Origin of the sequence: Pseudoalteromonas shioyasakiensis, from assembly GCF_024518675.1 — a bacterium.
Taxonomy (GTDB): Bacteria; Pseudomonadota; Gammaproteobacteria; order Enterobacterales; family Alteromonadaceae; genus Pseudoalteromonas; species Pseudoalteromonas shioyasakiensis_B.
The window spans coordinates 1,032,940-1,052,431 of sequence record NZ_JANIGL010000001.1 but is presented as its reverse complement, the minus strand read 5'-3'; the positions used below and the strand labels follow the sequence as shown (position 1 = coordinate 1,052,431).

General features: G+C 40.4%; 20 protein-coding genes and 1 tRNA gene. 12 read left to right on the top strand and 9 right to left on the bottom strand.

Annotated features, from left to right (window positions below; translation table 11 throughout):
- Positions 1–65: 65 nt before the first annotated feature.
- From rlmE to NQT69_RS04545, 7 genes are all read left to right on the top strand, one after another.
- A complete protein-coding gene (gene rlmE / locus NQT69_RS04575; RefSeq protein WP_256826499.1) occupies positions 66–695 on the top strand; it encodes a 23S rRNA (uridine(2552)-2'-O)-methyltransferase RlmE in 630 nt (209 codons plus the stop codon).
- Positions 696–761: 66 nt separating this feature from the next.
- Entirely contained in the window at positions 762–2,702 is a 1,941-nt protein-coding gene (gene ftsH / locus NQT69_RS04570) for an ATP-dependent zinc metalloprotease FtsH (protein WP_256826498.1), read from the top strand.
- 92 nt (positions 2,703–2,794) lie between these two features.
- Positions 2,795–3,661, top strand: a complete 867-nt coding sequence (folP, locus tag NQT69_RS04565; RefSeq protein WP_256826497.1) for a dihydropteroate synthase — start codon at positions 2,795–2,797, stop codon at positions 3,659–3,661.
- Complete coding sequence (gene glmM / locus NQT69_RS04560; RefSeq protein WP_256826496.1) at positions 3,651–5,000, top strand: phosphoglucosamine mutase; 1,350 nt, start codon at positions 3,651–3,653, stop codon at positions 4,998–5,000. The genes folP and glmM overlap by 11 nt, the downstream gene beginning before the upstream one ends.
- Positions 5,001–5,072: 72 nt before the next feature.
- Positions 5,073–5,822: a triose-phosphate isomerase gene (tpiA, locus tag NQT69_RS04555; protein WP_256826495.1), complete on the top strand. Its 750-nt coding sequence runs from the start codon at positions 5,073–5,075 to the stop codon at positions 5,820–5,822.
- Position 5,823: 1 nt separating this feature from the next.
- Entirely contained in the window at positions 5,824–6,174 is a 351-nt protein-coding gene (gene secG, locus NQT69_RS04550; RefSeq protein WP_256826494.1) for a preprotein translocase subunit SecG, read from the top strand.
- 79 nt (positions 6,175–6,253) lie between these two features.
- A tRNA-Leu gene (locus NQT69_RS04545) sits at positions 6,254–6,338 on the top strand.
- 65 nt (positions 6,339–6,403) lie between these two features.
- Here NQT69_RS04545 and NQT69_RS04540 read toward each other — a convergent pair.
- Together NQT69_RS04540 and NQT69_RS04535 are read right to left on the bottom strand one after the other, a co-directional pair.
- Positions 6,404–6,556 carry a hypothetical protein gene (locus NQT69_RS04540; RefSeq protein ID WP_256826493.1) on the bottom strand — a complete coding sequence of 51 codons (153 nt, stop codon included), beginning with the start codon at positions 6,554–6,556 and terminating at the stop codon, positions 6,404–6,406.
- Positions 6,553–7,398 carry a VOC family protein gene (locus NQT69_RS04535; protein WP_256826492.1) on the bottom strand — a complete coding sequence of 282 codons (846 nt, stop codon included), beginning with the start codon at positions 7,396–7,398 and terminating at the stop codon, positions 6,553–6,555. The genes NQT69_RS04540 and NQT69_RS04535 overlap by 4 nt, the downstream gene beginning before the upstream one ends.
- Before the next feature lie 305 nt (positions 7,399–7,703).
- On the opposite strand from NQT69_RS04535, the gene NQT69_RS04530 reads away from it, so the two are divergent.
- Entirely contained in the window at positions 7,704–9,329 is a 1,626-nt protein-coding gene (locus NQT69_RS04530; RefSeq protein ID WP_256826491.1) for a methyl-accepting chemotaxis protein, read from the top strand.
- Positions 9,330–9,412: 83 nt separating this feature from the next.
- Here NQT69_RS04530 and NQT69_RS04525 read toward each other — a convergent pair whose 3' ends face one another.
- On the bottom strand, positions 9,413–9,820 hold the full coding sequence (locus tag NQT69_RS04525) for a phosphate ABC transporter substrate-binding protein (protein ID WP_256826737.1): 408 nt from the start codon (positions 9,818–9,820) through the stop codon (positions 9,413–9,415).
- Between the two features lie 12 nt (positions 9,821–9,832).
- A complete protein-coding gene (locus NQT69_RS04520; RefSeq protein ID WP_256826490.1) occupies positions 9,833–10,978 on the bottom strand; it encodes a porin in 1,146 nt (381 codons plus the stop codon).
- 337 nt (positions 10,979–11,315) lie between these two features.
- Here NQT69_RS04520 and NQT69_RS04515 point away from each other — a divergent pair, with 337 nt between their 5' ends.
- The gene (locus tag NQT69_RS04515; protein ID WP_256826489.1) at positions 11,316–13,538 is read left to right on the top strand and encodes a TonB-dependent receptor; all 2,223 of its coding nucleotides are present in this window, start codon (positions 11,316–11,318) and stop codon (positions 13,536–13,538) included.
- Between the two features lie 47 nt (positions 13,539–13,585).
- On the opposite strand, the gene sdhD is transcribed toward NQT69_RS04515, so the two are convergent.
- The 4 genes from sdhD to NQT69_RS04495 form a co-directional block, all read right to left on the bottom strand.
- Entirely contained in the window at positions 13,586–13,918 is a 333-nt protein-coding gene (sdhD, locus tag NQT69_RS04510; RefSeq protein ID WP_256826488.1) for a succinate dehydrogenase, hydrophobic membrane anchor protein, read from the bottom strand.
- Positions 13,915–14,295, bottom strand: a complete 381-nt coding sequence (gene sdhC, locus NQT69_RS04505) for a succinate dehydrogenase, cytochrome b556 subunit (RefSeq protein WP_256826487.1) — start codon at positions 14,293–14,295, stop codon at positions 13,915–13,917. The genes sdhD and sdhC overlap by 4 nt, the downstream gene beginning before the upstream one ends.
- Before the next feature lie 41 nt (positions 14,296–14,336).
- Positions 14,337–14,639, bottom strand: a complete 303-nt coding sequence (locus NQT69_RS04500) for a hypothetical protein (RefSeq protein ID WP_256826486.1) — start codon at positions 14,637–14,639, stop codon at positions 14,337–14,339.
- A 169-nt stretch (positions 14,640–14,808) separates the two neighbouring features.
- Entirely contained in the window at positions 14,809–15,816 is a 1,008-nt protein-coding gene (locus NQT69_RS04495; RefSeq protein ID WP_256826485.1) for an alpha/beta hydrolase family protein, read from the bottom strand.
- A 166-nt stretch (positions 15,817–15,982) separates the two neighbouring features.
- Here NQT69_RS04495 and NQT69_RS04490 point away from each other — a divergent pair, with 166 nt between their 5' ends.
- Entirely contained in the window at positions 15,983–16,642 is a 660-nt protein-coding gene (locus NQT69_RS04490) for a hypothetical protein (protein WP_256826484.1), read from the top strand.
- Between the two features lie 26 nt (positions 16,643–16,668).
- Here the strand turns inward: NQT69_RS04490 and NQT69_RS04485 are convergent, their stop codons facing one another.
- Positions 16,669–17,028 (bottom strand): hypothetical protein, encoded by a 360-nt coding sequence (locus NQT69_RS04485; RefSeq protein ID WP_256826483.1) that lies wholly within the window; start codon positions 17,026–17,028, stop codon positions 16,669–16,671.
- A gap of 98 nt (positions 17,029–17,126) precedes the next feature.
- On the opposite strand from NQT69_RS04485, the gene NQT69_RS04480 reads away from it, so the two are divergent.
- Positions 17,127–17,663: a GNAT family N-acetyltransferase gene (locus tag NQT69_RS04480; RefSeq protein ID WP_256826482.1), complete on the top strand. Its 537-nt coding sequence runs from the start codon at positions 17,127–17,129 to the stop codon at positions 17,661–17,663.
- A gap of 121 nt (positions 17,664–17,784) precedes the next feature.
- Positions 17,785–19,413 carry a gamma-glutamyltransferase gene (gene ggt / locus NQT69_RS04475; protein ID WP_256826736.1) on the top strand — a complete coding sequence of 543 codons (1,629 nt, stop codon included), beginning with the start codon at positions 17,785–17,787 and terminating at the stop codon, positions 19,411–19,413.
- The last annotated feature ends 79 nt before the right edge of the window (positions 19,414–19,492 follow it).

The following is a 19,492-nucleotide window of genomic DNA, read 5'->3' as shown; positions in this document are numbered from 1 at the left end:
TGGCTTGAATTAAGGGTATTCTAACGCCATCTAGAGAATATTACTAATTAGTTGCGTGTTAATTTATGACAAATAAAAAACATTCAGCCAGTTCACAGCGTTGGTTGAAGGAACATTTTGATGATCCTTACGTTCACGAAGCCCAAAAAAAAGGTTGGCGCTCTCGTGCGATTTTTAAACTTGATGAAATTCAAAATAAAGATAAATTACTACGCCCAGCAATGACCGTGGTAGATTTAGGTGCAGCGCCAGGTAGTTGGTCCCAGTATTTAGCAGAAAAGGTTGGCACTAAAGGCCAAGTTATTGCGTGCGATATTTTACCAATGGACTCACTCGCAGGTGTTGATTTTTTACAAGGAGATTTTCGGGAAGAAGCTGTACTCGATGCGTTATTAAGTCGTATCGGAGGGAAAAATGTTGATGTGGTGCTTTCAGATATGGCACCAAATATGAGCGGTAATAGCTCTGTTGACCAAGCAGGAAGCATGTATTTAGTCGAACTCGCACTGGATATGTGCCACCAAGTGTTAAAGAAAAATGGTGCATTTATTGTTAAAGTTTTCCAAGGTGAAGGTTTTGATCAATATCTACAAGATGTACGTAATAGCTTTAAAACAGTGAAGATACGCAAACCCGACGCCTCGCGTGCTCGTTCTCGTGAAGTATATATAGTAGCGACAGGCTACAAACTGTAGTACAGTTGTCAGGCGTGTAGTTGAATTTAAATTAATTGGATACAAGAGGTTAACCCCTTGAGCGATATGGCGAAAAATCTAATACTCTGGCTGGTTATTGCAGTTGTGCTAATGTCAGTCTTTCAGAGCTTTAATGGTGGCGATCAAGTTGATCGTCAAACTAGTTACAGTCAATTTGTAAAAGATGCCCGAAATGGCTCTATACAAGAAGTGGCAATAGAAAGCACCAGTGGCACAATTACTGGTACTAAAACTAATGGTGAGCGTTTTCAAACCATTATGCCTATTTATGACAAAGACATTTTAAATGACTTATTAAAAAGTGATGTGAATGTTAAAGGCGTTAAGCCAGAAGAACAGTCGTTCTTAGCCAGCATACTGATTTCTTGGTTCCCGATGCTATTGCTAATTGGTGTGTGGATTTTCTTCATGCGTCAAATGCAAGGTGGCGGCGGTAAGGGCGCTATGTCATTTGGTAAAAGCAAAGCGCGCTTAATGAGCGAAGATCAAGTTAAAACAACTTTTGCAGATGTTGCTGGTTGTGACGAAGCAAAAGATGATGTGACCGAGTTAGTGGATTTCTTACGTGACCCATCTAAGTTCCAAAAGTTAGGTGGTAGCATCCCTAAAGGCGTATTGATGGTTGGTCCTCCAGGCACAGGTAAAACATTACTTGCTAAAGCAGTTGCCGGTGAAGCAAAGGTGCCATTTTTTACGATTTCAGGTTCTGACTTTGTTGAAATGTTTGTTGGTGTGGGTGCGTCACGTGTGCGCGACATGTTTGAACAAGCCAAAAAAGCGGCGCCATGTATTATCTTTATCGATGAGATTGATGCTGTAGGTCGTAAGCGTGGTGCAGGTATGGGCGGCGGTCACGACGAACGTGAACAAACCCTAAACCAAATGTTAGTAGAAATGGATGGGTTTGAAGGCAATGAAGGTATTATCGTTATTGCTGCAACTAACCGTCCTGATGTACTTGATCCTGCATTACTTCGTCCAGGTCGTTTTGACCGTCAAGTTGTCGTTGGTTTACCTGATATTCGTGGTCGTGAGCAAATATTAAAAGTTCATATGCGTAAAGTGCCTTTAGGCGATAACGTAGAAGCGGCTGTAATTGCCCGTGGTACGCCTGGGTTCTCAGGTGCTGATTTAGCAAATCTTGTTAACGAAGCTGCTTTATACGCTGCCCGTGGTAATAAACGTGTAGTTAGCATGGCTGAGTTTGATGCCGCTAAAGATAAAATCATGATGGGTGCTGAGCGCAAGACCATGGTGATGAGCGAGCAAGAAAAAGAGATGACAGCTTATCACGAAGCTGGCCACGCAATTGTTGGCCGTTTAGTGCCAGAGCATGACCCTGTTTATAAAGTATCTATTATTCCTCGTGGCCGTGCCCTTGGTGTAACTATGTATTTACCAGAGCAAGATCGCGTAAGTCACTCGAAAGAGTTACTTGAGTCAATGATTTCAAGCCTTTATGGCGGACGTATTGCCGAAGCACTTATTTATGGTGAAGATAAAGTAACCACAGGTGCGAGTAACGATATTGAACGGGCAACTGATATTGCTCGTAAAATGGTTACCCAGTGGGGCTTAAGTGAAAAGCTAGGTCCGTTACTTTATGCAGAAGATCAGAATGAAATGTACATGGGTGGCGGCGGAGGCCGTGCTATGAGCATGTCGGATGAAACTGCAAAAGTAATCGATACAGAAGTACGCTTGTTTTCTGATAGAAACTATCAACGTGCTGAAGATATTCTTAAAGAGAATATTGATATTCTGCATGCGATGAAAGATGCATTAATGAAGTATGAAACTATTGATGCAAAACAAATCGATGACTTAATGGCGCGTCAACCTGTACGTGAACCACGCGATGCACATGATCGCCGTGATTCGGACGATAAAAAGCCAAAGCAAGCTGAAATTAAAGCTGAACCAGTGAGTAAAGATCAAGAATCATCGCAAAAAGATGAAACAAACCTTGATGACAAAGCTGAATAATAGTTAAAATAGCTTACCTAAAAACCCCGGGCCACCGGGGTTTTTTGTATCAAAAAGAATAATCAATGCAATGGATGTATTGAAGGTGATAAATGACCACAGTTAATTTACCTCGGGGTCGTAAGTTGCACCTCGACACCCCAATAATTATGGGGATCTTAAATGTTACACCTGACTCCTTCTCAGATGGTGGCAACTACTACCAAACAGACAGCGCTGTCATGCAAGCCGAAACACTCCTTAACGATGGTGCAACCATACTTGATATTGGTGGCGAATCGACGCGTCCAGGTGCGCCTGATGTCACGCTTGAAGAAGAACTCAATAGAGTAATACCCACGATAAAAGCGATTAGGGCACATGCTGATAAAGAGCTGAGTAATTGCGTAATTTCAATTGATACCAGCAAAAGCGAAGTTATGCGTCAAGCATTACTCGAAGGGGCTGATATCATAAATGACGTCAGAGCATTACAAGAACCAGATACGTTAACTGTTGCAGCCCAATTTACTGATATCGCAATTTGCTTGATGCATATGCAAGGTCAGCCACGCACTATGCAAGCAAACCCGCAGTACGATGATTTATTTGCAGATATTAATGACTTTTTTCAGCAGCGCATCGATGCATGTAAATCAGCGGGTATTAAGCAACAACAACTTATTCTCGACCCTGGTTTTGGCTTTGGTAAAAGCTTGGCTCACAATTATCAATTGTTAGCACGATTTGATGAATTTAATCGCTTTAACTTACCCGTATTGGCAGGACTATCGCGTAAATCAATGATTGGGAACCTACTAAATAGAACAACCGATGAGCGCCTTGCTGGCAGTTTAGCTGGGGCACTTATTGCTGCGCAACGTGGCGCAAAAATTATTCGAGTACACGATGTAAAAGAAACCGCAGATGTGCTTGCTGTTTGGCAAGCTTGCGAACAAGGAATATCAAATGAGCGATAGAAAATATTTTGGCACCGATGGTGTGCGCGGCATGGTAGGGGAATTTCCAATTACCCCTGAATTTGCACTAAAACTTGGTTGGGCAGCTGGTCGCGTACTGTCGCAAAATGGCACTAAAAAAGTCATTATCGGTAAAGATACGCGGATATCGGGTTATATGCTCGAGACATCGCTTGAAGCAGGCTTAATTGCCGCAGGTATTGATGTGGTTTTACTAGGGCCAATGCCGACACCGGCTGTTGCCTATCTAGCGCAAACATTTCGCGCTGAAGCAGGTATTGTGATCAGTGCTTCGCACAATCCTTACCACGATAATGGTATTAAGTTTTTCTGTGGCCGAGGGTTAAAACTCGGTGATGATGTCGAGTTGCAAATTGAAGCCATGCTTGACGAGCCTATGACCTGTGTTGCCTCTGATAAGCTGGGTAAGGCACGTCGTTTAGAAAGTGCTGATGGCCGTTATATTGAATTTTGTAAGAGCCAATTCCCGCAAGGTTTATCACTTGAAGGGCTAAAAATTGTATTAGATTGTGCTAATGGAGCCACTTACCATATCGCACCATCAGTCATGCGTGAACTCGGTGCTGAGATTATTTGTCATGCATGTGAACCAAATGGCGTAAATATCAACTTAGAGTGTGGTGCAACTCATGTTGATGCACTAAAGCGTAAAGTGCTTGAGCATAATGCAGATGTAGGTATTGCCTATGATGGTGATGGTGATCGCGTCATGATGGTTGATCATAATGGCCGTGTATTTGACGGCGATGATATCGTTTACATTATAGCCTGTCAGGCTGCTCAAGATGATATTCTAGGCGGTGGTGTGGTTGGTACGGTTATGTCTAATATGGGTCTAGAAAACGCATTAAAAGCCAAAGGTATCGCATTTGAACGCAGTAAAGTCGGTGATCGCTATGTAATGGAGCTACTACAAGAAAAAGGTTGGAAAATCGGTGGTGAAAGTTCAGGGCATGTACTGAACTTAGACCTTATTAGCACCGGCGATGGTATCATCTCAAGCTTACAAGTATTAGCCGCAATGGTGGCACAAAATCGCACATTGAAAGATTTAGGAGCTGGTTTTACTAAATACCCAATGAAAATGATTAACGTACGCTATAAAGCAGGCACAGATCCAACCCAAGCACCAGAAGTGCTTGCAGCAGTTGCTGAAGTAGAAAGTAAACTGGCCGACAAAGGCCGAGTTTTACTGCGTAAATCAGGTACTGAGCCAGTTGTGCGAGTAATGGTTGAAGCAGAACAAGAAAAAGTGGTACTTGATAGTGCAAGCAAAATTGCTGCAGTTGTTGAATCTGTGAGCAAACAAACTGATTAAGAACAATAACCTCTTGTAACTTTGGGCGAGTCGAGGTACTATCTCGCCCGCTTTCTAATATGGAGTGGAAAAATGGCAACACGCAAGCCGATGGTAGCTGGAAATTGGAAAATGAATGGCTCGATAGAGCTTGTCAATCAGTTATCTGTTGCAATTAATAACGTCAAATCAGATGATTTAGATGTTGTAGTATTTCCTCCTTATCCGTTGTTAACATTGTTAATCGAACAAGGTGTTACAATTGGTGCGCAAACAGTATCGGAAAATGAGCCAGGCGCTTTTACCGGTGAAGTTGATGCACAACTAATTAAAGACTTAGGTGCTAAGTACACGTTAGTTGGTCATTCAGAACGTCGTAGTATTTATGGCGAAAGTAATGACACGGTTGCGAACAAATTTGCTCGTGCACAAGAGGCAGGTTTAACGCCTATTTTGTGTGTAGGCGAAAGTGAACAGCAACGAGAGCAAGAACAAACTGAATTAGTGGTTGCTGCACAAATTGATGCAGTAATTGATAAATTAGGTCTAGCAGCACTGAAAGATTCTGTGATAGCATACGAGCCCGTTTGGGCCATTGGCACAGGTAAGACTGCATCGCCTGAACAAGCACAACATGTGCACAAATTTATCCGTGACAAAGTTGCTTCTTTAAACAGCGATTTAGCACAAGGGCTGACCATTCTTTACGGTGGCAGCGTTAATGAAAAAAATAGCGAATTATTATTTGCACAGCCAGATATAGATGGCGGCCTAGTTGGTGGCGCTAGCCTAAAAGCAGATTCATTTACTGCAATCTGTAACAGTGCAAAAAGGACCGTATAAGATGTACGAAATTTTATTAGTAGTTTATTTAGTTGTCGCACTTGCGCTTGTTGGTATGGTTTTAATCCAACAAGGTAAAGGTGCAGACATGGGCTCGTCATTTGGCGCTGGCGCATCAGGAACTGTATTTGGTTCATCAGGTGCGGGTAACTTCATGACAAAAACAACCACAATTCTAGCGACAATCTTTTTTGTGCTAAGTATTGTGCTAGGTAACTTAACCGCTAATCAGATTAAGAAAAGCGATGAGTGGGAAAACCTAGAAGCAGCACCTGCAGTTGAAACTGTAACGCCAGCTGATAGCGATGTTCCAGTAACATCTACGAAAGAGCAATCTGACGTACCAAATTAATTTATAGAATAGTGTTAAGTGATTTACATTCCTCAAGTAAACTAACAAGCTTAACAGTTAAAGTGAAAGCTTTAAAAATGCGGTTGTGGTGGAATTGGTAGACACGCTACCTTGAGGGGGTAGTGCTTTCGGGCGTGGGGGTTCAAGTCCCCCCAACCGCACCATATTAAAAAAGACCGGTAACAGCGATGTTACCGGTCTTTTGTTTATATGCATAAAAATGTAGCTTCTAGAGCGAGCCGCCAACTCCAATGCTTGGGTTGACATAGACGGGCCCTACTTTAAACGGCGCACTTACATTTAAGCTGGCGTATGGGCTACAGGATGCTAATAATAGTGTCATGGCTGACACTAAACCAATTTTAATAATACGTTTTCTCATTGCATACTCTCCTGAATAACTAAACCTGCACCACTTGGGTCTCTGATTATTGCCACTGTACCATTGCGAACTTTCTCACTTGGCGCCATGAGCACGAGTCCACCCGCTGCGGTTACCTTTAATAATGTGGCATCTACATCAGCGACCTTGATATAGTTAACCCAGGTGTTGCCAATACCAGCATCAGGTTTTTTAACAAAGCCTATAGCTGGGCTGTTGTTAACTTCGATATAAGAATAATTGGTACCAAACACATTTTTTTCGGCTGCATTATAGCTATAAAGTGATTGGTAGAAAGCTTGACTCGCTTTGGGGTCATCACTCCATACTTCTTGCCAAATCCAACTGTTGTCTGCGGTGTTTAAATTAGGGTCGCCATTACTTGTGTCGATCACCGAAAAAACAGCCCCTTGAGGGTCTGACAATACGGCTATATTACCTCTGCCTTCGATAGTTGTGTTAGCAACGAGCACTTCTCCACCAGATTGGCGTGTTTGCTTTATGACATTCTCTACGTTATTAACCGAAACTAAAGCTAGCCAGTGGCTACTATTTTGATTGTTATCTAGCTCTGCGAAGCCAGCAATGGTTTGTCCTTGATTAGAGACAAACACATAACTATCGTTTACAGGTTGAAATTGCCAATCAAACACCGCACCATAAAATGCCTGTGATTTCGTTAGGTCTGGCGTAACTAAATCATGCCAAACAATATGCCCTAATTGTTTATTACCACTATCGCTTATGGCAGGTAAGCTGGTTTGAGTTAGATTGCAGGCTGTTAAACTAGCGGTCAAAGTGCTAATCAATAACAGTGATTTTAACTGTGTTTTTATAGCCAAGGTGTCACTCCTTTAAATAAACTTGGTTATCATAAAAGTATAAGCTGCCTAGCTTTGCAGATTGATTTGAATAATATTAATGTTGTTATAAATAATTACAATGAGTCTAAAATTGCAATTACTTAATAATAGCCTATAAATTGAGTATGTAAGTAAATCACACTTAAATAGCTGCTAAACTTTGGTCAGAGTGTTTTTACAAAAAGATTAATTTAATAAAAAGCTTTAAAAATTAAAAATATAGTTAACACTTAAGGTAAATAAGCCGATAATAGACACAAGATTTTATAATTAAGGTGCATCGAATGGCGTCAAGCATGTCTTTTCAAAATATAAGTATTACCAAAAAGATCCATGCAATCACCAGTATAGCGGTAGTTGCGTTTATTGTAATTGTGCTGATCAATTATGTTGCTATGGATGACAATCGTGGTTCACTAGATGAATTAGAAAAAACTTCTTACCAGGTCGTTAAGTTAACCTCTTCTAATGTTGTTTTATTAGAGAAGCTTGATGAGCTATATACTCAGGCTGTTACTTTTGGTGAGCAGGAGCTTGTAGATAAAGCCGCAGATACGTATACGAAACTGATCGCGAACCTTGATAAAATTACTGCAATTAGCAGCAACTATATCGACACCCAAACACGTAATCAGTTAAAAAGTTACTCACAGGTTTCCTCAGAAATAGCCGAAGGTATGATAAATGGGACCGCTGATTTTAGTAAAATTCAACAGCAAGCACAGTCAAAAACACAGATGTATAACTCTGTATTGCAAAGCTTTAAAAATGCGCAGCAGCGTGCTGATGATCGATTTTTTGAACTAGTAAAAAATACTAAATCCCGCTCTGATAACGCCTTAACACTGATGCTAGTTGTGTCTTTAGTGTCACTAATCTTACTGTTGTTTATGGCTGTGTGGATTGCTAAAGGAATAGGCTCAGCGGCCAGCGAAGCGGCAGGAAATTTACGTTTGCTCGGTGAAGGTAAAGGCTCTTTGAGCACACAATTAACAGTGCGATCTGAAGATGAAATTGGCCAAGTTGCTATCAACTTCAATACCTTTATTGCGTTACTAAAAGGTGCGGTTTTAGACGTAATGGCTGTTTGTGAGCCATTAATGGAGAATTCAACACGCTTAGTGCAAGGCATGGAACAAGCGGAACGAGCAACCAGTAAGCAAACATCTGATGCAGAGATTGTTAAGCAATCTATGGAGGAGATGAAGCAGAGTGTGGGTGATATTTCTCAATCGGCTGCTAACGCATCTCGTGCTGCGCAAACCGCAGAGCAGGAAGTGGAACAGAGCCGTAGTCAAATTCAAACATCGGTTTCAGAATCTAAAACGCTGAGCAATGAAATAAATCATGCTGCTACTACTATCAATAAACTTGCAGATGACACTAAGAATGTTACCCAAATCTTAAATGTTATAACCTCGATTGCAGAACAAACAAATTTATTAGCCTTAAATGCCGCTATTGAAGCTGCCCGTGCTGGTGAGCAGGGCCGAGGGTTTGCCGTAGTTGCAGATGAAGTGCGCGAACTAGCTTCACGTACCGCTAAATCAACAAATGAAATTCGTGAATTACTGAACACTTTAACAACAGCGGCAAATGAGTCTGTTAATGCTATGACTTCTGCACGGGATATGGCGACGAATAATGCTATCGCTGCTGAAAGTACAGGAGTTTCAATTGAAAAAATAGCTGAGCAAATGTTAGAAATTAATGGTATGAATTCACAAATAGCCGCTGCAACAGAAGAGCAGACATCAGTGGCTGCAATGGTGGTTGAAAATGTATCAAATATGCATATGTCATTCGAAGATACAATGCAATCACTTGCAGAAGTTAGAGATGTTGCAAAAAACCTTCATTATTTATCGGACAATTTATTGGATGCGACTGCGAAATTTAAGGTTGAGTAAAATAGTATAGTCTTACAGTAATACTCACTTTATAAATAAAAAACCACATAGGTGGTTTTTTATTTCAAATAGTTCAAAAGTGTCTAAAACTTAGCAACTACTTTCACGTTGTCAGTTACTTTGGCACTATCAATATAACCTATACCATCAGTGTTACTACTAACAAAATCAATCACAGCCTGATCATTACTTAGTTTTTCAGGTGGGGTTCCTTTACCTGTGAATATCAATTTTGACCAATAGGCATTGAGTTGGCTACCTGATTTCCCAACCACTTTATCGTTGAACTCATCTGCTACACTATTACTATCTTGGTTTACAGGGTTTACTTTCATACCATCATCAAAAGATTTACTTTTACCTAAGTAGATTTTTTTAATGGTATTAGCATCAATTTGGTTTGCATTCGCTGGGTTTACGATTACAGCAACTTCTGCAAGTGTGCTGAATGAGCAAACGGTTAATGCAGTGGCTAAAAATAATTTCTTCATCATAAACTCCAATTAAAACACTAAATCAACAGCGACTGCTACAACATCTGTTTCAGTATCAGTGATATCGTCTTTAAAGCGGCTAAAATCAACTTTTAATGCAGCCGATGGGTGGAAGTCATATCTGGTACCAATCGTGTATACATTACTTTTAGCTTTTGAACCTTCTAACACTAAATTAATACCTTGGTTCAGTGGTGGCACTGATGGTAGTGCGTTATAGCGGCTATTTTCATGTTTGTCGTCGTTGTTTTCATAAGTGAAATGAACAATCCACTCATCCATGCGATAGCCTAGAGAAGTATAATATTGAGTTTGTTTCGCCAAAGCGCTGTTATCAACTTCAAACTCAGTATACTCGGCATCAAATAACAAGTTGTTGTAATCAATTGAAAAGCCAAGAGCAAGGAAAGAACCGTCATCTTCATCAATGGCTATATTATCAGCTTGGTCTACAAACCCTGCGTTACGAAGCGTTTCTTCTAACTCATTAAGCGCCACTCCTGTAGGAGTATCATTTTCAATTGCTATTGATGTGTCAGCTACAAAGTAGGCCGCGCGAGCACTAAACCAGTCATAACTCAAGGTCCAATTAATACCTGCAATATCATTAAGCTCGGTATCCCCATTAACCGATACAACAGCAATAGTACCGTCATAACCTCCGTAGATAACTTGTAATGTAGAATCCCAGTCACCTATCTGTGAGCTGTGTAATAAACTTAAGCCCTCATAGGTAGAAAACGGAATGTTATAAACAGACTGCGGCGGTCTTACCCAGCGGTAAGCGTAACCGACATCTAAAAAGTCAGAGTAACGGTAAAAAGGCACACGCATTTTACCCGCACTGAGTTGCAGCTCATCGGTAAATTCGTATGTTAGATATGCCCATTCAAACTCTGCATCAAAGTCATTTTCACCACGGGCGACGATTTGTGCTGTTGCACTGAGTTTGTCTTGCAGATCCGCAGATAACTGAAGCGCAAACACACTTTCATTTTTAAACGAAATGTCATTATCATAACCATACAGAGTCGTATCATCATCTAATGTTTTACCACCAACTATTGAGGCAAAACCATTGATACGCACTTCTGCATATGAGCTTGCAGACGCACATACAGCACAAAGAGCAATTGCGATAGGAAGTTTTTTCATTGTGTATCCTAAATATAATAAGAAATGTTGATTTCAAAGGTATTTTAGTAGTAAAAGTACGACTTAGCGATGCTAAAACTAAAAAAATTTGTTTAAGCTATAATTCTGGCTCTACTTATAACGTCTAAGTTACACTGGGGTGAAGGTTTATCATTTTTATATTAGACTAATTTATAATGGTTTTATTTGTAATGATGTTTTTAGTTGCGTTAATTATACCTTTTTTAACAAAAATGACATATAATACCCCTCCAGAGGTAAGATGCTTACAGTAAGCATCTTTTTTTGTGCCTAAAATTTATAGGCCATCCACACACGGTACCCTTTGGAGAAGATATTGAAAGTACGTCACCTATCTCAGTTAAGTATTGCAATCCTTGCTGCTTTTGCAACATCAAGCCACGCTCAAGAAGAAAAGACCACCGCAAAGCAGGATGCTTTTGAAAAAATAGAGGTAACAGCTCGTAAACGTACAGAAAGTATTTTTGAGTCACCGACCGCAGTAACATCTATTGGCGAAAACCTTATTGATAAAGCCAATATGAGTAACCTTGAAGACATTGGTAAATACGTTCCTAACTTAAATATTACTCGATACGGCGTAGGTAATGCTGCCCATGCATCGGTATTTATTCGTGGTATAGGTTTGCAAGATCATGTTATTACCACAGACCCTGGCGTAGGTGTTTACTTAGATGGTGTTTACCTTGGTCGTCAAATGGGTTCTAACCTGTCGTTACCAAACATTGAACGTGTTGAAGTATTACGTGGTCCGCAAGGCACGTTATATGGCCGTAACACACTAGGTGGTGCAGTAAACATTATTACTAAGCAACCCGGTGACGAAGGCATAGTGACAACAACCGCGAAAGTCGGTTCACGGGGGCGTATAGCTGGTGATGTGTATTTTAATAACTCACTGACTGATGAGCTAAGTATGTCAGCAAGTGCGTCATACAAACAGCGTGATGGTGTGGGTAAGGCTATAAATTTAGCAAACCCTGAACAAGAAATAGGTGAAGAGCAAGAAACCAGTGGTCGTGTTGCGCTAAAATGGCAGCCAAATACTGATTTTTCAATGGTTTTAGCCTTTGATGCCGTTGATAATGAGTCAGGCCAATCTCCTTATACAATCGAATTGACAGAGCCTCTGGATCCAAACGATCCTAACAATGGTGATTTCCCGTTACTTAGCGCCGATATGCTGCCTGCAAACCCAGATGACCTAGCAACGACTGTTGCCGGAATAGAGTCAACATCGTATTCAGGCTGGGGAACGTCGTTAAGCGCAGACTGGGATATCAACAATACATATACAGCTAAGTTTATTTCAAGCTTTCGCACTTCTAAATATGAAGGCGGTTTAGATGATGATGCTGTAGCACTTAATTTATCTGAGTTCCCTGAAGAGGGCGGTGCAGACCAATACTCATTCGAAATTCAATTAAATGGCTCATTTGCAGAGATGGACTTTGTATCGGGTCTTTATTACTTTAACGAAGATGGTTTCACCAGCTCAGGCCCATTTGTATTTAGCCCATGGAATACGCCGAACGGTTTAATGAATGACGGTACTACAGCGTCTTTTGGTGACTATGGTTACTTTGATATTAACCAAGAAACCAACTCATATGCTGCTTATATTAATGCCAGCTATGATCTAACGAATGCTTTAAGCATCGGGGGCGGTTTACGTTACTCAAAAGATAAAAAAGAAGCCGATGCTTTGTTCCCAAGCTTCCCTGAGCGTAAGTTTGTCTCAGCTGACTTTGATGCCGTCACATGGGATGTCAATGCATCGTATCGTTTAAATAATGATATGAACGTGTATGGTCAAATTCAAAAAGGTTATCAAACAGGTGGTTTCCCGCCACGTCCATTCGGTGGACCAGATCAATTTGTATCATTTGATGAAACTAAAGCAATTAACTATGAGTTAGGCTTGAAGGGTCAAGTGCATGAAAATGTCTCTATGATGCTTGCGCTATTTGTTACCGACTATACCGACTTAGCGCTACCGTTTTCAGATCCAACCGCTGGCGGTGGCTTTGTAACCATTGTTGAGAATGCTGGTGCCTCTAAAGCACAAGGTATTGAGCTTGAAACCACAATAGCTGTAACTGATGATTTTACAATTCGCAGTGCGGTGGGTTATTTAGACTCTGAAATCACTGAAGTAGACGAAGGTGTGCAAGGGATAGGTAAAGGCGATTCGCCAGCACTTACGCCACGCTGGACTGTTATGGTTGCACCTTCGTATTTTATCGATTTAGACAATGGCGCAACTGTGACTTTGAATGCAAATTACTCTTATCGTAGTGATATGCAAGGACAATCAGTTTACAACCAAAGTGAGCACATCGATTCTCGCGAATTAGTCGGCTTTAATATTTCATACTTAAACGCTGATGGCGATATGGAAGTAACCCTATACGGTGAAAACGTATTGAACGAAGTTTACGATGTAGGCCGTTTACAGCAATCAGGCTTTGTTGGTGTAATGCGTAGCAACGACCGCAGTGAGTTTGGTATTAAGTTTAAAAAAGATTTTGAGCTTTAACGTATAATTCAAAAAAGAGCTAAGTTGTACAACTTAGCTCTTTTTATCTATCGCCACAAAATTATCAAAGCAACTAATAAACCGGCAGCAGTAAATAAAATAGACAAGCCATTGAATATTTTATTAATAACTACGCCTTTTACATAATCCCCCGCTATTTGCCACCCAGCGAGTATGCTATTAACTGCAAATATGAAAATACAGATTGTACTTATCAACTTAAACCAGCTTTGTGCAAGAAAAGCACTTATCGCAGTAAAAGTATCAAGTGGCGTGCTAAGGGTTAACCCGATTAAAAGTATGCTGTAGAGTACAATTACAACATTGCATATGCGTTGTAATAACCACTGTTTTACCCCTGATTTTACGATACTGGTCATAACCAAATCCATCCTGCACAGAGAGCACTAAATACTAGCGCTAAGATGATCACTAGCCATGAGATTGCCTTAGCGCTGTTAAGCTCCTCGCAATAGCCAAATTCTTGCACTATATGCTTTAGAGTACCTAAACAGTAGTAGCTCAATGCTGTTAAATAGCCCCAAATGATAAACTGCAGTATAAAGTAATCACTAACCGCTGCTTTAATATCGTTAAAGCTTTGCTCAGATTGCAATGCGTAGTATAAAACCAGCAGCAATGAAATCATTGCAAACCACACAATCACACCACTAACACGGTGTAAAATGGATGCATAAGCGGTGACGGGTAATGCAATTGTGTTTATGGCCAAATTCGTTGGCCTTTGTTCTCTCATAATAGTCCTTCGCTGACGTTTACAAAGTTGTTCTTACTGTGTTAATTAAATTTATGTTCTTCTAGGCCAAATAGTAAATCTAATGCAGGGAGGATAGACGCTAAACAGAATAAAGCGACAATGAGTGCCCACTCATAAGTTAGCTGAGTATTTAGCTTTATTACCCAAGATGCACTCATACTGAGCCAAAACGCGTTAAACAGCATAGTTTTAAAATTAGGCTGTAATGGCTTAGCGCAATATTTACAGGTGACTAGTTCCCGCTGTAATAAGCACAGTCGATCAGATAAATTGACAGGTTTTTTACAGCAAGGACATTGACGTTGCCAGAGTTGCTTAAACATAAAAACGACCGTTACAAATAATTCTCATTTAGATTATTCTAAGCGAGCATTAATTAAAAGCGTTTTTTATAGTTAATCTTAAACTAGTACGTTTTGACTTTAACTTTTATCAATGTAAGGGCCAGCTTCATGGCTGGCCCATAGCATAACAATAGGCTGTAGCTTCTATTTATAAGTATTTATTAAACCAGTTGATAATTTCTTGGTTTGCGGCTGATTGGTTGTTCTGTAGAGCGTGGTTATCACCAGGGTATATAACAAGTTTATGGGGGATCTTGGTGCTATCAAGCGCTTTTGCAAACTCAATTGAGTTATTCACAGAAACCCGTTTATCATTTTCTCCATGTATCAGTAAAATAGGTACTTCAGGTGAGAGTTCCTTGACCCAACTTAATACAGAGCGCTTTTCTAATTCGGCAACTTTGTTAGCACTGTATTCGGGGATCCTATGCTTGTATACTTTTTCCATCGCAGGGCGAAATTCAAGTTCCTTAAGTAAATCTGTGGCGCCTGCAATGGTTGCAATCGCTTTTACTTGCTGGGTTTGCTTTAACGCTAGGTGTGTTTGCATGCCACCCCTGCTTGCGCCATACATCCCAATTCGTTTGTCGTCTGCACCAGTTATATCTGGTATAAACGTTAACAGTGTCAATACATCATCAATATCTTTACCACCAAACTCATCCAGTGAATTGTCCTTAGTAAATGTACCTCGATACTGACTACCCACGATCACAAAGCCTTCATTGGCGATTGGAAACAAATTGTGCATCATTGAGCCAAAAACAACACCACCAAAATTGCCATTTCCGCCACGGTTGTAAACTAATACTGGCAGCTTTTCATCCGCCTGTTTGGGTTTAATCACATAACCTTTCACTAATGTACCATCTACATCGTAGTCAAATGTCTGGCATGAAAGGTTTGCTTTATACTTGTTAAACTTTTCTTCACCAAAATTGGCATCAAACCAAGACATTCTTTTTGCCAGCTGCTCATCGGATTTAACGTTCTTTTTATATTTTTTCTCCATTGCACTGCGCCATGAGTCATAACTGGTAAAAATCCAGCTGAAACAATCTTTTTGAGCGTTAACGTGCTCGTTGTCTATTAAATTCACCGCGTGTGATGAGAGTGAGTTAATCAATAAGAATAAAATTATGAGATTTTTTTTCATTGTAATTCCTTTTAGGTTATGTGACTGCTCAAAAAAACACTTTGTATGGTGTTATATTTTTTAAAAATAAGAACTTGAGCAGTTATAGTGGCAGTAATATTGTGGTTACTTATTGGTGTTTTAACAGTACCATACCGTATGAAAATAACAATTGAGGGTAGCCACAGTGGAACATAGGTTTTATGTGCTCAGTGATAAGCAGCAACGGCGCTTTCAACTAAAGTTAATAGGCTTGTATCTTCTTTTAAATATTCTGCTAGGAAGTGTGTTTACTTTTCTTGGAGTTCCTTTTGTTGCTTTATTTGTGCTGTCAGTAAGTTTGTCTGTTTTAGCCCCTTTTATTGATGTACCAAGTGGCATAAAAGCTGGGAACTTAATTTATTACTCACCTTTACTAATTGCTGAAAAAGTAAAAAATAACTATTTGGCTTTACATGGTGGGAGTTTATTCGATTACTACTTTGTTCTAGATTCAAGTCAAAACGCTCAACAACGGAAAAAACAGGTTTTAAGCGCTTATGTTGCGGGGTTAATTAAGCTAATTGAACACTATGAGCATCAACAAGATAAAAATATAACCATAAAGGCGACCAGCTATATTATTAATCCTCAAACGGCACGCAAAGTTGGCTTTAACCAGGTGCAAACAGATGGCTTACAGAAGTTACTTTTATACTTTAACTGGATAAACATAAGTTGTTCAATGTCTTTGATAAAACGGCGTCTAACATTTGCTAATATCAGTCAAGTGTATTCATACCAAGGCAAACTGGAAGAGTTGATCGCCCGCAAAGCTTATTTGTTTGCTTTACAGGCGCGGTTGTAAAACAGGCTGGTTACCTTATTTAGGTTTTAATTATCTTTATCTTGCTCGCGGGCCTCACGTAATTCTTCTGCGAGCTCTTGCGCTTTTTGCTTGGTTTTTTCAGTTAATTCACCTGCTGCTTCTTTACTTTCAATCCATGCATCAAGGGCAACTTCTTTACCATCATCGTACATATCTAAGCCAAGCTTTTTACTCTCAGCTAACAGTTCGTCAAGTGATTCGCCTTTAAACTCAGTGGTGGTGTCTTTGACTTCATCCCACGCATCCCCAAGCGTTTTTTGCATTTCTGCTTTTGCTTTTGCGGCATCTTCTTTTATCTCATTGGCGTCTTCACATCCAGTTAGTAGTACGCTGCCTAATAAAACTACACTCGCTAATTTTTTCATATTTGTTCTCTATTAAAAGATGGTGTTCCTAAGAGGGTCGTTCTTAGGTAAAGTAATTTTAGTAATAATTTAAAAACATGCAATATAGAGCAAAACATATGAACGTACCTAGAACAACTCGACTTAGTTTTCGGTTAATGGATGAACACGATGCGTCACTATTGTATGAATTAGATAATGATCCGCAGGTTATGCAGTACCTAACACGAGGGAAAGTGAGTAGCATGCAGGCAATTCAAGAGGTATTTATTCCGCGTATGCAGGCGTATCGTAATGCTGAAAAGGGCTGGGGATTATGGCAGGTGAATATTACGCACACAAATGAGTTTATAGGCTGGGTGCTCATCAGGCCAATGGACTTTTTTACCGAATCGCCAAACTATAATGACATTGAGATTGGTTGGCGCTTTAAACGATCGAGCTGGGGCAAAGGGTTTGCTAGTGAAGCGGCCACAGCAATAGCTGACTTTATTGCCCAACAGCCACAAGTTCATGCTATTAGTGCGACAGCATTAAAAAACAATTTAGCTTCAATTAAAGTCATGGAAAAATTAGCCATGAAATTTATTAAAAATTACACTCATATAGATGAGGAAGGTGAACTACCTGCTGTGCTATATCGAAAGTTAGTTTAATTGCCGTTTGACCTAGTGCGGTACAGTATGCATTAATGGTGAAATAATTTAGTTAAAAAATAAAATTAAAAAGGAATGAACTATGTTTTCTCGTGGCAAAATTTTGCTTTTATTGAGCTTTATGGTAATTCAGCTAAATCTAATGCTGAGTGCTGCAGAAAAAACGAGTCAAGCTGCGGTTGCCATGCCTGACAGCTATAGTAGTGATACCGCAAGGGCTATTTTAGAACAAGGCGGTAATGCCATTGATGCTGCTATCGCGGCACAATTTGTATTGGCTGTAACTCTGCCTGAAGCTGGGAATATTGGCGGCGGTGGCTTTATGCTGATCCAAAAAGACGGCAAAAGTGACTTTATTGATTATCGTGAAACAGCACCGAGTGCGGCACATCGCGATATGTATTTAGATGAGCAAGGCAATGTTATTAAGAATCGTTCTGTGTATGGTATTCATGCCAGCGGTGTGCCTGGCAGTGTTGCAGGTATGTGGCTTGCTCATAAAAAGCATGGCACACTTGCTTGGAAAGCTTTAGTTGAACCCGCAGTAAAACTAGCTGAACATGGCTTTATTGTGCATCCAAAACTTGCCAGCAGCATTGAGCGTTACATAGCTCGTATGGCTAAAAAAGATGTCTCGATTAATTTTGCTGATTACTTCGCTAGTGCAAAAGCTAATAAAAACTTTAAGCAGCCAGAACTTGCCGCCACATTAAAACGAATTCGCGATCAAGGTAAAGCAGGGTTTTATGAAGGTGAAACTGCTAAAATTATCGCTGATTTTATGACGCAACATGGCGGGATAATCACTCAAGCCGATTTAAAAGGCTATCAAGCAAAATCACGCACTCCTATTAAAGCCAGTTGGAACGGTTATGAGGTTTTAACCTCACCGCCTCCAAGCTCAGGCGGCATTGCTATTTTACAGTGGTTAAGAATGTATGAGTTAACTAAGCCAAGCGCTGGTTTTGAGCATAATTCAACTGCCTATATTCATTTACTATCTGAAATAGGTAAACGTGTTTTTGCCGATAGAGCAGAGTACTTAGGCGACCCTGACTTTTTTGACGTGCCACAAACAGAGCTGATTGCCAGTGAATACCTTAAAAAGCGCAGTAGCGCCATTACCCTAGATAAAATATCAACCACCGAAAACATTAAACCAGGTTTGTATGAAAGCGAACAAACGACGCACTTTTCAATTGTAGATAAGTGGGGGAACGCAGTTTCGAACACCACAACAATTAACTTAGGTTACGGCAGTGGCGTCGTTGTCGCAGGCGCAGGCTTTTTACTTAATGACGAGATGGATGACTTTAGTGCAAAACCAGGGGTGATGAACGTTTTTGGCGCGCTTGGTGGCAAAGCTAATGAAATACAGCCACATAAACGTATGCTCAGCTCAATGACACCAACTATCTTACTCAAAAACAATAAAGTAAAAATGGTCACCGGCTCACCTGGCGGTACGACGATTATCAGCTCTGTGTATGAATCGATTTTAAACGCGGTTGAATTTAATATGAGCGCCGAAGAAGTGGTGAATAGCCCGCGTTTTCATCATCAACTATGGCCTAAAAATGTAATTCGCCACCATTCAGGTTTAGATGCCGGCGTTGTTAAAGCACTTGAGAAAATGGGCTATACCTTAGATGAACGCCGCTTTGGTGATATGCATGTGATCATCGAGCGTAATGGCAAGCTCGATGCAGGATCAGAAGCATCGGGCCGTGGCAAAGCCATGGTGTTTTGATTCTAGCTGTAAGTGGTTAGCCGTAAGCTGTAAGCTTGCGCGGTGTTAAATTAAAGGCTGTAGATATAGTGTTGGGTGA

What these genes read in the sequence shown, in the direction of transcription:
- NQT69_RS04530 (WP_256826491.1), top strand. Translation starts at nt 7,704, where the DNA reads ATGGCGTCAAGCATGTCTTTTCAAAATATAAGTATTACCAAAAAGATC.
- secG (WP_256826494.1), top strand. Translation starts at nt 5,824, where the DNA reads ATGTACGAAATTTTATTAGTAGTTTATTTAGTTGTCGCACTTGCGCTT.
- tpiA (WP_256826495.1), top strand. Translation starts at nt 5,073, where the DNA reads ATGGCAACACGCAAGCCGATGGTAGCTGGAAATTGGAAAATGAATGGC.
- NQT69_RS04520 (WP_256826490.1), bottom strand. Translation starts at nt 10,978, where the DNA reads ATGAAAAAACTTCCTATCGCAATTGCTCTTTGTGCTGTATGTGCGTCT.
- ftsH (WP_256826498.1), top strand. Translation starts at nt 762, where the DNA reads ATGGCGAAAAATCTAATACTCTGGCTGGTTATTGCAGTTGTGCTAATG.
- rlmE (WP_256826499.1), top strand. Translation starts at nt 66, where the DNA reads ATGACAAATAAAAAACATTCAGCCAGTTCACAGCGTTGGTTGAAGGAA.
- sdhD (WP_256826488.1), bottom strand. Translation starts at nt 13,918, where the DNA reads ATGACCAGTATCGTAAAATCAGGGGTAAAACAGTGGTTATTACAACGC.
- NQT69_RS04480 (WP_256826482.1), top strand. Translation starts at nt 17,127, where the DNA reads ATGAACGTACCTAGAACAACTCGACTTAGTTTTCGGTTAATGGATGAA.
- folP (WP_256826497.1), top strand. Translation starts at nt 2,795, where the DNA reads ATGACCACAGTTAATTTACCTCGGGGTCGTAAGTTGCACCTCGACACC.
- NQT69_RS04540 (WP_256826493.1), bottom strand. Translation starts at nt 6,556, where the DNA reads ATGAGAAAACGTATTATTAAAATTGGTTTAGTGTCAGCCATGACACTA.
- NQT69_RS04525 (WP_256826737.1), bottom strand. Translation starts at nt 9,820, where the DNA reads ATGAAGAAATTATTTTTAGCCACTGCATTAACCGTTTGCTCATTCAGC.
- sdhC (WP_256826487.1), bottom strand. Translation starts at nt 14,295, where the DNA reads ATGAGAGAACAAAGGCCAACGAATTTGGCCATAAACACAATTGCATTA.
- ggt (WP_256826736.1), top strand. Translation starts at nt 17,785, where the DNA reads ATGGTAATTCAGCTAAATCTAATGCTGAGTGCTGCAGAAAAAACGAGT.
- glmM (WP_256826496.1), top strand. Translation starts at nt 3,651, where the DNA reads ATGAGCGATAGAAAATATTTTGGCACCGATGGTGTGCGCGGCATGGTA.
- NQT69_RS04495 (WP_256826485.1), bottom strand. Translation starts at nt 15,816, where the DNA reads ATGAAAAAAAATCTCATAATTTTATTCTTATTGATTAACTCACTCTCA.
- NQT69_RS04485 (WP_256826483.1), bottom strand. Translation starts at nt 17,028, where the DNA reads ATGAAAAAATTAGCGAGTGTAGTTTTATTAGGCAGCGTACTACTAACT.
- NQT69_RS04500 (WP_256826486.1), bottom strand. Translation starts at nt 14,639, where the DNA reads ATGTTTAAGCAACTCTGGCAACGTCAATGTCCTTGCTGTAAAAAACCT.